Origin of the sequence: Streptomyces sp. NPDC013455 (assembly GCF_040632975.1) — a bacterium.
Classification (GTDB): domain Bacteria; phylum Actinomycetota; class Actinomycetes; order Streptomycetales; family Streptomycetaceae; genus Streptomyces.
The window spans coordinates 65,691-79,215 of record NZ_JBEYCX010000018.1 but is presented as its reverse complement, the minus strand read 5'-3'; the positions used below and the strand labels follow the sequence as shown (position 1 = coordinate 79,215).

Below are 13,525 nucleotides of genomic sequence, written 5' to 3'. Positions count from 1 at the left end.
GACCCGAGACGGACCGGCCATGAAACCTTTAGCACGCGCTGTCGTGCAAATTCTGTGTGCCGGGCGTACGCCCCCTGTAACGCTTGCGCGACGCTTCTTGCGCGTACGGTCACGGAACGGGCACCGAGCTTGACGTGTCAGTGCCCTGGGGCAGACTTGGCCGGGAATGACACATTCGATCAAGGCCAGTTCGCTGGATGACGGCGCCGGACGGCCAGTGGGGGACGCGGAGAGATGAGCCAGGACGGCGCACACGGCCGGTATGCGGGGCAGGCGCTGGCCGGGGGCCGCTACCAGCTGCGCGACTTGCTGGGCGAGGGCGGCATGGCCTCGGTGCACCTGGCGTACGACGCCGTGCTGGACCGCCAGGTCGCCATCAAGACGCTGCACACCGAACTCGGCCGGGAGCAGGCCTTCCGGGAGCGCTTCCGCCGCGAGGCGCAGTCCGTGGCCAAGCTCACGCACACCAACATCGTCTCCGTCTTCGACACCGGTGAGGACGACCTGGGCGGCATGGCGATGCCCTACATCGTCATGGAGTACGTCGAGGGACGGCCGCTGGGCTCGGTGCTGGAGGAGGACATCCGGCAGTACGGCGCGATGCCCGCCGACAAGGCGCTGAAGGTCACCGCCGACGTGCTCGCCGCCCTGGAGATCAGCCACGAGATGGGGCTGGTCCACCGCGACATCAAGCCGGGCAACGTGATGGTGACCAAGCGCGGCGTGGTCAAGGTCATGGACTTCGGCATCGCCCGCGCCATGCAGTCCGGCGTCACCTCGATGACGCAGACCGGCATGGTGGTCGGCACCCCCCAGTACCTCTCGCCCGAGCAGGCCCTCGGCCGCGGCGTGGACGCCCGCTCCGACCTGTACTCGGTCGGCATCATGCTGTTCCAGCTGGTCACCGGGCGGCTGCCGTTCGACGCCGACTCGCCGCTGGCGATCGCGTACGCGCATGTGCAGGAGGAGCCGGTGGCGCCCTCCTCGGTCAACCGCTCACTGCCGCCCGCGGTGGACGCGCTGGTCGCCCGCGCGCTGAAGAAGAACCCGAACGAGCGCTTCCCGACCGCCGAGGCCATGCGCGCGGAGTGCCTGCGGGTCGCGGCCTCCTTCCAGGCGGCCCCGCCGAGCATCGTGCCGAACGCCGGGCCGGTGCAGAGCGGCTCGGGTGTCGGCTCGTCGGTGTTCCCGCCGGTCGACGGGGCGGCCCCGGCGCCGCACGGGCAGGTGCAGACGCCGTACCAGCCCCAGCCGACCCCGGCCCCGACCCCGCCGCCCAACCCGTACGGCACCCCGACGCCGGCCCCGTCCTACGGCTACCCGCAGCAGGGCGGCTACCAGACCCCTCCGGTGGGCTACGGCCCGCAGAACGCCGCCGCGACCCCGCCGCCGTACACCATCGCGCCGCAGTCCGCCGGCCGGCCCGCGGTCGGCGGCCCGAAGAAGAAGCGGCCGGTGGTCATCGCCTCGGTCGCGGTGGCGGCCGTCGTGGTCACCGGTGTGATCGTCGCGCTGACGCTGAAGAGCGCCGACGAGGACATCAAGGGCGCGAGCGGCGGATCGAGCGCCTCCGCGTCCGCGTCCCACCGGGCGGGCTACCGCGGCCCGGACACCACCCGGCGCATCGACAAGGACAAGTGCACCGAACCGCAGGAGTCCTACACCGACCCGGACAAGATCGAGCTCCCCGACTTCCGCTACAAGGACATCGGCTCCGTGAAGGAGTGCCTCCAGGCCGCGGGCTGGAAGTGGAACATCAAGTTCGAGGACGACAACACCTGGGGCGACGGGACCGTGCTGAACCAGTTCCCCGCGCAGGGCACCGATGTCGACCCGGACGACCTCGGCGAGATCGAGCTGAGCGTGTCGACGGGCAATCCGCCGCAGTGACCCGCACGGAGACGTGAGAAGGGGCCCGGCGGTCGTCCGCCGGGCCCCTTTGTCCGCGAGTGGCCGGGTTAGAGGTACGGTCCGCCCGAGCGCCCGCCCGTGCGGGGGTCGTCGCCGAACTCGTGGCCGGAGACGCCCGGCGGAAGCGCGCGGCGCATCTGTTCCAGCTGGGCCCGCGCGGCCATCTGCTGGGCGAACAGCGTCGTCTGGATCCCGTGGAAGAGGCCCTCCAGCCAGCCCACCAACTGCGCCTGGGCGATGCGCAGTTCCGCGTCGCTCGGGGTCCCTTCGTCGGTGAACGGCAGGGACAGCCGCTCCAGTTCCTCGACCAGTTCCGGAGCCAGGCCGTCCTCCAGCTCCTTCACCGAGCTGGCGTGGATCTCCTTCAGCCGGACCCGGCTGGCCTCGTCGAGAGGGGCCGCGCGCACCTCCTCCAGAAGCTGCTTGATCATGCTGCCGATCCGCATGACCTTGGCCGGCTGTTCCACCTGCTCAGTCACCGGGGTCTCGCGGGAATCCTCGTCCCCGCCTCCGCCGCCGAGCGCCATCCCGTCCTGGCCCACGACAAGGATCTGGGGATTCTCCGGCGACCGTTCGTTCCTCGGCATCTCCATGCCGTCATTCTCTCGCACGCCACCACCTCATCACCGTGGTGCCCCCTCGTGGGGCTGATCCACCGTTTAGACCTGTCGGCGCAATCCGGAATGCCCCATCAGTCGGCCAATGTGAGGCTTGTTCCCGTCCGTTATCCATCGGTCCTGGCACCTGGGCTCCGGGAGGTCACCGACGTGACTCCACGCCTACCACTCACGCTCCGCTGCGTCGGGCTGCTGCTCGCCCTCGCCGCGGCCCTGTCGGCGTACGGCACCGCCGTCGCGTACGGCGGCACGCCCGCCCCCGCGGCGGAGCCGGACCCCGCCCGGCCGCCCGCCACGGGGCAGCGGGGGCCCACCCCGGACCCGGCTGCGGACGACGCGTACGCGCGGCCGGGCCCCCCGGGCCTGCCGCGCCCGGGCGAGGGCCCGTCCACCCCCGCCGGCGCACCCGACCGGGACTCGCCCACCGGCGCACCGGACCGGGACTCACCCGCCGCCACGCCGTACCGGGACTCGCCCGCCGCCGTGCCCATGCCCTCCGACTCGGCCTCGGCATCGGTCCACCCCTATCGCCGGCTCGCCTCCGTCGAGCCGTCCCGGGCGGGCAGCCGGGCCGGTGAGGGCCGGATGCGGCCCGGCCGGCCGGACGCGGCCGAGGCCGAGGCGGACGGCGACGAGGACCCGGCCTCCGCCACCGCGGCCATGCATCCGGACGAGCCCGGTGAGCCCGACGAGCCGGAGACCGCGGAGACGCCCAGGGCGCCCCTGCCGCCCGCGGAGGCCGGCCTCGTCCCCACCAGCGACCCGCCGCGGCCCGACGACGGGCAGGCCGCCCGGCAGCAGAGCGAGGGCCCCACCGAACCGGTCCTGCGGATCCTCCCGCTGGGCAGCGGACTCGTCCTCATAGGCATGGGCCTCGGACTGGGACTCCTGGGCCTGAGACTCCGCAAGGACTGACCGGACCGCTCCTCCGCTACGGCGCCACCAGCAGCACCTTGCCGATGTGGCCGCTCGCCTCCACCAGCCGGTGGGCCTCGGCGGCCTCCGGCATCGGCACCTCGCGGTCCACCACCGGCCGGACCCCGCCGGCAACGAGCAGGGGCCACACGTGCTCGCGCACGGCGGCGACGATGGCCGCCTTCTCGTCCAGCGGACGGGCCCGCAGCGAGGTCGCGCTGATGGCGGCCCGCTTGGCGAGCAGCGCGCCGATGTTCAGCTCGCCCTTCGCCCCGCCCTGCATGCCGATGATCGCGAGACGCCCGTTGACGGCGAGCGCCTGGACGTTGCGGTCCAGGTACTTGGCGCCCATGTTGTCGAGGATGACGTCGGCGCCCGCGCCGTCCGTGGCCTGCCGGAGCTCGGCGACGAAGTCCTGCTCGCGGTAGTTGATCAGCACGTCCGCGCCCAGTCCGGCGCAGTACTCCAGCTTCTCCTTCGTGCCGGCGGTCACCGCCACCCGGGCACCGACGGCCTTGGCGAGCTGGATCGCCATGGTGCCGATGCCGCTGGAGCCGCCGTGCACCAGCAGCGTCTCGCCGGGCCGCAGGTGGGCGACCATGAACACGTTGGACCAGACCGTGCAGACCACCTCGGGCAGCGCCGCCGCCCGGGTGAGGTCGACGCCCTCGGGCACCGGCAGCAGCTGTCCGGCCGGTACGGCGACCTTCTCGGCGTAGCCGCCGCCCGAGAGCAGCGCGCACACCTGGTCGCCGACGGCCCAGCCGGAGACACCCGGGCCGATCGCGGCGATCCGGCCGGAGCACTCCAGGCCGGGGTAGGGGGAGGCGCCGGGCGGCGGGTCGTAGAAGCCCTGCCGCTGCAGGATGTCGGCACGGTTGACGGCGCTGGCCACCACCTCGACCAGCACCTCGCCCTCGCCGGGCACCGGGTCGGGGACCTCGTCCCACACCAGCGCCTCGGGACCACCAGGTTCGGGAATCGTGATCGCATGCATACGGGTGACGCTACTCCTCACCCGACCCGTCACCCGGGTGGCAGGGGCCGGGTGTCCGGGGTGACCCGGGTGCCGGGGGTGGCGCCCACCGACCGGCGTGATGCCGCCACGGCCAGCCGCTCGACGACCTGGCGGATCGGGCGCTCCACCACTTCTCTCGGAAGTTTCACCTGATGGGTCACCAGGTGTTCGCCCGCCTGGCGGTCATGGCGTCCTGGCCCGGCCGTTTCAGCCGGCCGTTTCACGTGAAACACACCCCGATCCCGGCGGCCGCCCACGGCAGGTCCAGCAGCTCCGTCTCCTCGCCCTGCCGGGCTCCGCCCGGTGGTACGACGGCCAGCGCGTCGGCGGCCGCGACGCCGCGGAGCATGGCCGGGCCGTTGTAGCGCACCGGCACGGCACGGTCCCCGCGCAGCACCACGGGGATGAGCCGGGTGTCGTGCGGATGCCCCTGCACCGCCTCCCTGAGCGGCAGCGTGTACGGCTCCGGGGCGGGGTGGGCGGCGAGGGTCCGCAGCAGCGGTTCGGCGAGCGTGAGCAGGCCGGAGACGGCCGCGAGGGGGTTGCCCGGCAGACCGACGAGATGCCGGCCGTCCTGGAGGCGGGCCAGCAGCATGGGGTGGCCGGGGCGCACCGCGACGCCGTCGACGAGGAGTTCGGCGCCGGCGCGCGCCAGGACCGGGTGGACGTGGTCGACGGGTCCGGCCGCGGTGCCGCCGGTGGTGACGATCAGCTCGGCGTCGGACCCGGTGACGGCCCGGTGCAGGGCCTCGGCGTCGTCGCCGATCCGGCGCACGGCGGTGACGTCGGCACCGAGCGCGCGCAGCCACGGCGGCAGCATGGGGCCGAGCGCGTCCCGGATGAGCCCGTCGTGCGGAAGCCCCTCGGTCAGCAACTCGTCGCCGAGGACGAGGACTTCCGCACGGGGGCGGGGGACGACGGTGACCGTGTCGTACCCGGCCGCGGCGGCGAGGCCCAGGACCGCGGGCGTGACCAGGGTGCCGACGGGCAGCAACTGGTCTCCGCTGCGGCACTCCTGGCCGCGGGGGCGGATGTCCTGGCCGTGGAGCATCTCGCGGGTGGTGTGCAGCCGGCCCTGGGCGTCGACCCGGCCGTGCTCGGTCCGCAGGACGGCGGTGGTGTCGGCGGGGACGCGGGCGCCGGTGGCGATACGGACCGCCGCGCCGTCGGTGAGCGGTGCCGGCTGCGCGTGCCCGGCGAGCACCCCCTCCTCCCGCACCTCCCAGGGGCCCGGCCCGGCGACCGCCCAGCCGTCCATCGCGGAGGTGTCGAAGGAGGGCAGGTCGGTGAGCGCGTCGAGGGGAGCGGCCAGGACCAGGCCGAGCGCGTCGCCGAGCGGCAGGGAGACGGGGGCCCGGCGGCCGCCGGGCGCGCCTGCCGGGCTCTTCGGACCGTGGGAGCGAGCGGCGCGGGCGGCGATCTCGCGGGCGCGCGGCCAGGGGGTGGCGCTGTGCCGTTCGGGGCGGCGCTCGCCGGGCGGGTGCGGGGCCCGGGCGGGCACCTGGTCCGCGCCGTCGTCGTCGGCCCCCCTGTGGGCTTCCCTCACCAGCGCCAGGGCCTCCTCGACATCGAGGTCGTCGGTGTCCCCGGCGGGCGCCTCGGCCCGGGAGCCGGGGGCGGTCATCCGGCGTCCGGGGCGCTCGGGCCCCCGCCGCTCTCGTCCGTGCCGCCGTTCTCCTCCGCCCAGCGCAACGCCAGGGCGGTGGCCTTGCGGGTGGCCTCGGCGACGGCCTCGGGGCCGCCCTCGCCGCGCGCCGCCGCGTAGCCGACGAGGAAGGTGGTCAGCGGTGCGGCGGGACGGGCCACGCCGTGCGCGGCGTCCCGGGCCAGGTCGAGCAGGGCGCCGGTGTCGACGTCCAGGTCGAGGCCCAGCTCTTCCTTGACTGCGGAGATCCATTCATCCAACACGTGCCCATGCTCCCTGATGCGTGCCCTGGCGTCGGCGATGTCGTCCCAGGTGTCGCAGTCGAAGGACGCGAGCGGGTCCGGGACTCGGGTGAGGCGGAGGGCGCCGGTCAGCCGGCGCAGGGGCAGCCCGGTCAGGCCCTCGTGCGCGGTGCGCAGGGCGGCCAGTTCGCGGCGCAGGGCCGCGGAGCGGTAGGCGGCCACGAGCGGCTGGTCGCGACCGCCGCGGTCGCTGAGCAACGCGCCGTCGGCACCGGTGTCCTGAAGACTCCTCAGCAGGCGCCCGAGGGTGTCCGGCCGGAGGAAGGGCAGGTCGGCGGAGAGGACGACGGTGTGCTCGGCCGTGGTCAGCCGCAGACCGGCCTCCAGTGCGGCGACCGGCCCGCCGCCGGGCGGCTCCTCGCGCGCCCAGCGCACCGGCCGGGCGGTGGGCCGGGGCGCGGCCACGACGACGGTCGTCCGGGCGTCCGCGCAGGCCGCGAGCACCCGGTCGAGCAGCGCGCGGCCGCCGACCCGGACGCCGGGCTTGTCGGCACCGCCGAGCCGCCGCGCGGCACCGCCGGCCAGCACGACGGCGTCGTACGGCGCGGGCGTGTCGTGCGCGGCGGCGGTAGAGGTCACCCCCCGAGTATGTCCCGTCGGCCCGCCGCCGGGACCGGACGTACGTCACACCCCGCCCGCTCGCCCCACGGGCGCGGGGTCCCACCGGGTGCGCGGCTCGGGGGGCGCCGGGCTCCCACCGGGTCCGCGGCTCGGGGGCGCCGGGCTGTCACAGGGTGCGCAGCAGCACCGCCGGCTGTTCGACGCAGTCGGCGACATACCGCAGGAAGCCGCCCGCGGTACCGCCGTCGCACACCCGGTGGTCGAAGGTGAGCGAGAGCTGGACGACCTGGCGGACCGCCAGCTCGCCCTCGTGCACCCACGGCTTGGGGATGATCCGGCCGACGCCGAGCATGGCCGCCTCGGGATGGTTGACGATCGGGGTGGACCCGTCGACACCGAAGACGCCGTAGTTGTTCAACGTGAAGGTGCCGCCGGTGAGCTCCCCGGGGGTGAGCGTCCCCGCGCGGGCGGCCTCGGTGAGCCGGGCGAACTCGGCGGTCAGCGATTCGGCGTCGCGCGCGTGTGCGTCCCGGACGACCGGCACGACCAGTCCGCGTTCGGTCTGGGCGGCGAACCCCAGGTGGACGTGGTCGAGCCGGACCACCTCACGGGCCTCGGTGTCGACGTAGGAGTTCAGCTCGGGGAACCGGGCGAGTGCCGCCGTGCAGACCCGGGCGAGCAGCGCGAGCAGGGAGATCTTCGGACCTCCGGCCGCGTTCATCGCGGTCCGCGCGCGCATGAGTTCGGTCGCGTCCGCGTCGACCCAGCAGGTCGCGTCCGGGATCTCCCGGCGGCTGCGGGACAGCTTGTCGGCGACGGCACCGCGCACGCCCTTCAGCGGGATCCGGACCCCGCCCTCGGCGCGGGGGGCGGCGGGCGTCCGTACGGCCGGTTCCGCGGCCGGGCGGGCCGGTGCGGCCTGCGCCCGCAGGGCGGCCTCGACGTCCGCGCGCAGGATGAGTCCGTCCGGACCGGTGCCGGCCAGCCGCCGCAGTTCCACGCCGTTGTCCCGGGCGAGCTTGCGCACGAGGGGGGAGATCACGGGGACCGGCCCCTCGGCGGCCACGGAGCCGGGCGCGGGCGCCTGCGCGGGCGCCGGTGCCTGCGCGGGCGCCGGTGCCTGCGCGGGCGCGTGCGTGGCGGCGCGGGCCGGGGCGGGCGCCGGAGCCTCGGCGGCCTTCCCGTCGCGGGCGGCAGCGGCCGGCACGGCCTGTCCGCCGGCGGCGGCCTCGCGCCGGGCGCCCTGCCCGTCCACGGTGGCCGTACCCGCCCGCACCCGGCGGCGGCGAGCGGCCGGGGCCTGGGTGCCGTAGCCCACCAGGACGTTGCCGGAGCCCTCCGGCTCCGCCGCCGCCCCGCCCACGGCGACCGTCAGCAGCGGGGACCCGACCGGCAGTTCGGCGCCCTCCTCCCCGAAGCGGGCGGTGACCACGCCGCCGTAGGGGCAGGGCACCTCGACCATCGCCTTGGCCGTCTCCACCTCGACCACCGGCTGGTCGACGGAGACCACGTCACCGACCTGGACCAGCCAGCGGACGATCTCCGCCTCGGTGAGCCCCTCGCCGAGGTCGGGCAGCTTGAACTCCAGCACCTGAGCCATCAGCCCTCGGCCTCCCACTGCAAGCGGGCCACGGCGTCCAGGATGCGGTCGACGCCGGGCAGGTGGTGCCGCTCCAGCATGGGCGGCGGGTACGGGATGTCGAACCCGGCCACGCGCAGCACCGGCGCCTCCAGGTGGTGGAAGCAGCGCTCGGTGATCCGGGCCGCGATCTCGCCGCCCGGTCCGCCGAAGCCGCTGGACTCGTGGACGACGATCGCCCGGCCGGTGCGCCGGACGGCCGCGCAGACCGTCTCGTCGTCGAACGGCACCAGGGAGCGCAGGTCGAGGACCTCCAGGTCCCAGCCCTCGGCCCGGGCGGCCTCGGCGGCCTCCAGGCAGACCGGCAGCGAGGGGCCGTAGGTGAGGAGCGTGGCGGTGCGGCCGGGCCGGCGCACCACGGCGCGCCCGATGGGCTCGACCTCCGCCGGCTCCTCCGGGTTCCAGGTGTCCTTCGACCAGTACAGCCGCTTGGGCTCCAGGAAGACGACCGGGTCGTCGGAGGCGATGGCCTGGCGCAGCAGCCCGTAGGCGTCGGCGACGGTGGCCGGGGTGACGACGTGGAGGCCCGGGGTCGCCATGTAGTAGGCCTCGGAGGAGTCGCTGTGGTGCTCGACGCCGCCGATGCCGCCGCCGTAGGGGACCCGGACCGTGATGGGCAGGGCCATCTTGCCGCGGGTGCGGTTGCGCATCCGGGAGACATGGCTGATCAGCTGCTCGAACGCCGGGTAGGCGAAGGCGTCGAACTGCATCTCCACCACGGGCCGCAGGCCGTACATCGCCATGCCGACGGCGGCGCCGAGGATGCCGGCCTCGGCGAGCGGGGTGTCGGTGCAGCGGTCCTCGCCGAACTCCTTGGCAAGTCCGTCGGTGACGCGGAAGACCCCGCCGAGGGTGCCGACGTCCTCGCCCATGACGTGCACGGTCGGGTCGGCGGTCATGGCGTCGCGCATCGCGCGCGTGAGGGCCTGCGCCATGGTGGCGGGCTTGACGGCGACGGTGGTCATCGGGCGCCGCCTTCCCGCGCGGCGGACCCGCCCTGCGTGCCCTGCTGTTCCTGCTCGGCCTCCAGTTCGGCCCGCAGCAGCGCGCGCTGCTCGCGCAGCTGCGCGGTGGTCTCGGCGTAGACGTGGTCGAAGAGGTCCATGGGGTTCAGCTCGGGGTCCCGGTTCATGCGTTCCCGCAGGTCGGCGGCCATCGTCTCGGCGTCCTGCCGGACGGCCTCGATACCGGCCTCGTCCAGCAGTCCGCGGGTGGTCAGCTCGCGCTCCAGCAGCTGGACCGGGTCGTGGGCGCGCCAGGCCGCGACCTCCTCGTCGTCGCGGTACCGCGTGGCGTCGTCGGCGTTGGTGTGGGCGTCGATGCGGTACGTCACCGCCTCGACCAGGGTCGGGCCGCCGCCGGCCCGCGCGTGCCGTACGGCGTCGGCGAGCACCTCGTGCACCGCCACGGCGTCGTTGCCGTCGACCAGCCGGCCCGGCATGCCGTACCCGACGGCCTTGTGGGCCAGGGAGGGCGCGGCGGTCTGCTTGGCGAGCGGGACGGAGATGGCGAAGCCGTTGTTCTGCACCAGGAAGACGACCGGTGCCTGCCAGACGGCGGCGAAGTTCAGCGCCTCGTGGAAGTCGCCCTCGCTGGTGCCGCCGTCACCGACCATGGCGAGCGCGACCACGTCGTCGCCCTTGAGGCGGGCGGCGTGCGCGAGGCCGACGGCGTGCGGCAGCTGGGTGGCCAGCGGGGTGCTGAGCGGGGCCACCCGGTGGGTGTAGGGGTCGTAGCCGCTGTGCCAGTCGCCGCGCAGCAGGGTGAGCACCTCGGCGGGGTCCACACCTCGGGCGACGACGGCGAGGGTGTCGCGGTAGCTGGGGAAGAGCCAGTCGCGCTCCTCCAGGGCCAGGGCGGCGGCGATCTCGCAGGCCTCCTGGCCGGTGGTGGACGGGTAGACGGCGAGCCGGCCCTGCTTGGTGAGCGCGGTGGCCTGCGTGTTGTAGCGGCGGCCGCGCACCAGCTCCGCGTACAGCCGGCGCAGCAGGTCCGGGTCGGCCTTGCCGGCCGCCTCGGTCCCCAGGACGCGGTAGGGCTCGGCGTCGGGCAGCAGCGGCGCGGGGTCCATACGGGGCTGCCAGGCGGGCGGCGGCGATGGCCGGTACGCGCCCCGCTGCTCCAGAACCGTCATGACGGCACCTCCTCGTGGGAGCGGCTACGGGAGGCGTGTCGGCTGTGACCCGCCTCACCAACCGATTGTTCGGTCGTCGGCACATTTTGGCTACAGGCCCCACCAGGCTGTGGACAAACGGTTCTCCACAACCTGGAATGAACGCAGGACGTCCACGGCGATGAAGCGGGGGGACATGGGACCTGAACAAATGGCCGACGGGCCGCAGGCCGGGGCCGTGCTGCCGCCGCGCCCGCTGGACGCCATCGATCAGGACATCCTGAAGATCCTCCAGGCGGACGGCCGCGCCTCGATACGGTCCGTCGCCGAGCGCGTCCACGTCTCGCGCGCCAACGCCTACGCGCGTATCAACCGGCTCGTCGAGGACGGGGTGATCCGGGGTTTCAGCGCACGCGTGGACCACGAGCGGGCGGGCCACAGCACATCGGCGTACATCACGCTGAAGATCGTCCAGAACACCTGGCGCACGGTCCGCGAGCAGCTCAGACAGCTGCCCGGCGCCTCCCACATCGCCCTGGTGGGCGGCGACTTCGACGTACTGCTGCTGGTGCACACGCCCGACAACAGGGCACTGCGCGAGCTGGTGCTGACCCGGCTCCAGGCGATCCCCGAGGTGCTCAGCACCCGGACGCTGCTGGTGTTCGAGGAGGAGGACCTGGAGCCGGACGGCTGAGGTCAGCCCTGGCGCAGCCCGGAGAAGACCAGCTGGGCGACGGCCTCGGCCACCTCGCGGTCGCTCGCCCCGCGCGCGTCCGGCCGGTACCACTCCACGATGGAGTTGATCATCCCGAAGACCAGGCGGGTGGCGAGGCGGACCTCCACGTCACCGCGCACGTCCCCGTCGGCCGCCGCCGCCTTCAGCAGCTCGGCGACCCGGTGGTCGAAGTCGCGCCGCCGCTCCAGCGCCCACCGCTCGGTGGCGGTGTTGCCGCGCACCCGCAGCAGCAGCGTCACGTAGGGCAGCTCGGCTATCAGCACTTCGACCATGCGGCGCACCACGTGCTCCAGCCGGTCGACGGGCCGCCCCGCGCGCGCGTGCTCCTCCTCCAGGATGGCGAACAGGCCGTCCAGGGCGCGGCTGACGGCCCGGCGCAGCAGCTCCTCCTTGCCGCTGACGTGGTGGTAGATCGACGACTTGGAGATGCCGGCCGCCTTGGACAGGTGCTCCATGGAGGTGCCGTCGTAGCCGCGCTCGTTGAAGACCCGCACCGCCACGGTGAGCAGCGTCTCGGGGGTGTAGGTGTCGCGCCTGGGCGTGGTCATGGGGTGCCCTCCCGCTTGTCGGTGGCGTAGGCGTGGCGGTACAGCGCGAGGGAGGGCGCGTAGCGTCCGGAGGGGTCGCGCTCGTGCATCTCGTCCAGGACGTCGAAGGCGAACTCGCGGCCGAGCCTGCGGTCCCACTCGAAGGGGCCGAGCGGGTAGTTCACACCGAGGCGCATCGCGGTGTCGACGTCCTCCTCGGTCGCCACGCCCTTGGCGACCGCGTCGTGGGCGAGGTCCACGATCCGGGCGACCGTACGGGCGACGATCATGCCGGGGACGTCCCCGATGACGCTGACCTTCTTGCCGAGCGCCTGGAACAGGCCGGTGGCCTCGGCAACGGTCTGCGGCAGGGTGTCCTGGGCCGCGGCCAGGGCGACGCGGGTGGCCGAGCGGTAGTCCAGGGCGAGGTCGAAGTGCACGACGTCCCGGAACTCAGCCGAGGTCTGGCCGTCGGCGAGGACGAGCTGGCCGCCGCTGGGCAGCACCAGGCGGGTGCCGTTGTCCTCGTCCTCCTCGCGGACCTGGATGCCCGCCTCACGGATCATGGCGAGCAGTTCGGCGGCCGGCCCCAGACCGCCCTCGGCGACGACGTACGCCGGCGGCTGCTCCTTGTCGGCGGTGTGCGGCTCGGGCCGCTCGGCGCCGTCGGCGTAGTCGTACCAGCCGCGTCCGCTCTTGCGGCCGAGCCGGCCGGACTCCACCAGCCGGCGCTGGGCCAGCGAGGGGGTGAAGCGGACGTCCTGGAAGAAGGACTGCCACACCGAGTGGGTGACGGACTCGTTGACGTCCTGGCCGATCAGGTCGGTCAGCTCGAACGCCCCCATCCGGAAGCCGCCGCACTCGCGCAGGACCGCGTCGATGGTGGCGGGGTCGGCGGCCTGGGCCTCGTAGACGGCGAACGCCTCGGCGTAGAACGGCCGGGCGATCCGGTTCACGATGAAGCCGGGGGTGTCGGCGCAGGCCACCGGCGTCTTGCCCCAGGCGCGGGCGGTCTCGTACGCGCGCGTGGCCGACGTGACGTCGGTGGCGAACCCGGAAACCACCTCGACCAGCGGCAGCAGCGGTGCCGGGTTGAAGAAGTGCAGGCCCACGAAGCGGCCGGGGTGGCGCAGGGCGCCGCCGATGGCCGTCACCGACAAGGAGGAGGTGTTGGTGGCGAGCAGACAGTCCTCGGCGACGACCTCCTCCAGTTCGCCGAAGAGCCCCTGCTTGACGTCCAGCCGCTCCAGGACGGCCTCCACGACCAGCCCGCAGTCGGCCAGCTCCGCGATGCTGCCGACGGGCTTCAGGCGGGCGCGGGCCGCGTCCCGGTCGGCGCCGGTGAGCCGCTCCTTGGCCACGAGCCGGTCGAGCCGGGCGCCGATCGCTTCGGCCGCGTCCGCGGCTCGCCCGGGGACCGCGTCGTACAGCCGCACGGGGTGGCCGGCGACGAGCGCGACCTGGGCGATTCCCTGGCCCATGGTGCCGGTGCCGACGACGGCCACGGGGCTGCTGAGGTCGAGTGCTGTCATGTGCGCGAT

12 protein-coding genes are annotated in these 13,525 nt (G+C 74.3%); 3 read left to right on the top strand and 9 right to left on the bottom strand.

The window, feature by feature from the left end; all coding sequences use genetic code 11:
• Positions 1 to 234: 234 nt before the first annotated feature.
• Positions 235 to 1,890: a protein kinase gene (locus ABZ576_RS25955; RefSeq protein ID WP_360745410.1), complete on the top strand. Its 1,656-nt coding sequence runs from the start codon at positions 235 to 237 to the stop codon at positions 1,888 to 1,890.
• A 68-nt stretch (positions 1,891 to 1,958) separates the two neighbouring features.
• On the opposite strand, the gene ABZ576_RS25950 is transcribed toward ABZ576_RS25955, so the two are convergent.
• Positions 1,959 to 2,504: a bacterial proteasome activator family protein gene (locus ABZ576_RS25950; protein ID WP_360745655.1), complete on the bottom strand. Its 546-nt coding sequence runs from the start codon at positions 2,502 to 2,504 to the stop codon at positions 1,959 to 1,961.
• 174 nt (positions 2,505 to 2,678) lie between these two features.
• On the opposite strand from ABZ576_RS25950, the gene ABZ576_RS25945 reads away from it, so the two are divergent.
• Positions 2,679 to 3,443 (top strand): hypothetical protein, encoded by a 765-nt coding sequence (locus ABZ576_RS25945; protein ID WP_360745407.1) that lies wholly within the window; start codon positions 2,679 to 2,681, stop codon positions 3,441 to 3,443.
• 16 nt (positions 3,444 to 3,459) lie between these two features.
• On the opposite strand, the gene ABZ576_RS25940 is transcribed toward ABZ576_RS25945, so the two are convergent.
• The 6 genes from ABZ576_RS25940 to pdhA all read right to left on the bottom strand — a co-directional run bounded on the left by ABZ576_RS25940 (position 3,460) and on the right by pdhA (position 10,742).
• A complete protein-coding gene (locus ABZ576_RS25940) occupies positions 3,460 to 4,440 on the bottom strand; it encodes an NAD(P)H-quinone oxidoreductase (RefSeq protein ID WP_360745404.1) in 981 nt (326 codons plus the stop codon).
• 241 nt (positions 4,441 to 4,681) lie between these two features.
• Positions 4,682 to 6,085, bottom strand: coding sequence for a molybdopterin molybdotransferase MoeA (locus ABZ576_RS25935; RefSeq protein ID WP_360745401.1), 1,404 nt, complete (start codon positions 6,083 to 6,085; stop codon positions 4,682 to 4,684).
• Complete coding sequence (locus ABZ576_RS25930) at positions 6,082 to 6,987, bottom strand: NTP transferase domain-containing protein (RefSeq protein ID WP_360745398.1); 906 nt, start codon at positions 6,985 to 6,987, stop codon at positions 6,082 to 6,084. Before ABZ576_RS25930 ends, ABZ576_RS25935 begins: the two co-directional genes overlap by 4 nt.
• A gap of 148 nt (positions 6,988 to 7,135) precedes the next feature.
• Positions 7,136 to 8,569 (bottom strand): dihydrolipoamide acetyltransferase family protein, encoded by a 1,434-nt coding sequence (locus tag ABZ576_RS25925; RefSeq protein ID WP_360745395.1) that lies wholly within the window; start codon positions 8,567 to 8,569, stop codon positions 7,136 to 7,138.
• Positions 8,569 to 9,573, bottom strand: coding sequence for an alpha-ketoacid dehydrogenase subunit beta (locus ABZ576_RS25920; protein WP_360745393.1), 1,005 nt, complete (start codon positions 9,571 to 9,573; stop codon positions 8,569 to 8,571). The genes ABZ576_RS25925 and ABZ576_RS25920 overlap by 1 nt, the downstream gene beginning before the upstream one ends.
• Positions 9,570 to 10,742: a pyruvate dehydrogenase (acetyl-transferring) E1 component subunit alpha gene (gene pdhA / locus ABZ576_RS25915; protein ID WP_360745390.1), complete on the bottom strand. Its 1,173-nt coding sequence runs from the start codon at positions 10,740 to 10,742 to the stop codon at positions 9,570 to 9,572. Before pdhA ends, ABZ576_RS25920 begins: the two co-directional genes overlap by 4 nt.
• A gap of 190 nt (positions 10,743 to 10,932) precedes the next feature.
• Here pdhA and ABZ576_RS25910 point away from each other — a divergent pair, with 190 nt between their 5' ends.
• Positions 10,933 to 11,415: an Lrp/AsnC family transcriptional regulator gene (locus ABZ576_RS25910; RefSeq protein ID WP_360745652.1), complete on the top strand. Its 483-nt coding sequence runs from the start codon at positions 10,933 to 10,935 to the stop codon at positions 11,413 to 11,415.
• A 2-nt stretch (positions 11,416 to 11,417) separates the two neighbouring features.
• Here the strand turns inward: ABZ576_RS25910 and ABZ576_RS25905 are convergent, their stop codons facing one another.
• Together ABZ576_RS25905 and ABZ576_RS25900 are read right to left on the bottom strand one after the other, a co-directional pair.
• On the bottom strand, positions 11,418 to 12,005 hold the full coding sequence (locus ABZ576_RS25905) for a TetR/AcrR family transcriptional regulator (RefSeq protein ID WP_360745387.1): 588 nt from the start codon (positions 12,003 to 12,005) through the stop codon (positions 11,418 to 11,420).
• The gene (locus ABZ576_RS25900; RefSeq protein WP_360745384.1) at positions 12,002 to 13,516 is read right to left on the bottom strand and encodes a 3-hydroxyacyl-CoA dehydrogenase; all 1,515 of its coding nucleotides are present in this window, start codon (positions 13,514 to 13,516) and stop codon (positions 12,002 to 12,004) included. The genes ABZ576_RS25905 and ABZ576_RS25900 overlap by 4 nt, the downstream gene beginning before the upstream one ends.
• Between the last annotated feature and the right edge of the window lie 9 nt (positions 13,517 to 13,525).

Bases quoted from the DNA above. Each gene is read 5' to 3' on its own strand.
- ABZ576_RS25955 (WP_360745410.1), top strand. From the start codon at position 235: ATGAGCCAGGACGGCGCACACGGCCGGTATGCGGGGCAGGCGCTGGCC.
- ABZ576_RS25950 (WP_360745655.1), bottom strand. From the start codon at position 2,504: ATGGAGATGCCGAGGAACGAACGGTCGCCGGAGAATCCCCAGATCCTT.
- ABZ576_RS25940 (WP_360745404.1), bottom strand. From the start codon at position 4,440: ATGCATGCGATCACGATTCCCGAACCTGGTGGTCCCGAGGCGCTGGTG.
- ABZ576_RS25935 (WP_360745401.1), bottom strand. From the start codon at position 6,085: ATGACCGCCCCCGGCTCCCGGGCCGAGGCGCCCGCCGGGGACACCGAC.
- ABZ576_RS25925 (WP_360745395.1), bottom strand. From the start codon at position 8,569: ATGGCTCAGGTGCTGGAGTTCAAGCTGCCCGACCTCGGCGAGGGGCTC.
- ABZ576_RS25920 (WP_360745393.1), bottom strand. From the start codon at position 9,573: ATGACCACCGTCGCCGTCAAGCCCGCCACCATGGCGCAGGCCCTCACG.
- pdhA (WP_360745390.1), bottom strand. From the start codon at position 10,742: ATGACGGTTCTGGAGCAGCGGGGCGCGTACCGGCCATCGCCGCCGCCC.
- ABZ576_RS25910 (WP_360745652.1), top strand. From the start codon at position 10,933: ATGGCCGACGGGCCGCAGGCCGGGGCCGTGCTGCCGCCGCGCCCGCTG.
- ABZ576_RS25905 (WP_360745387.1), bottom strand. From the start codon at position 12,005: ATGACCACGCCCAGGCGCGACACCTACACCCCCGAGACGCTGCTCACC.
- ABZ576_RS25900 (WP_360745384.1), bottom strand. From the start codon at position 13,516: ATGACAGCACTCGACCTCAGCAGCCCCGTGGCCGTCGTCGGCACCGGC.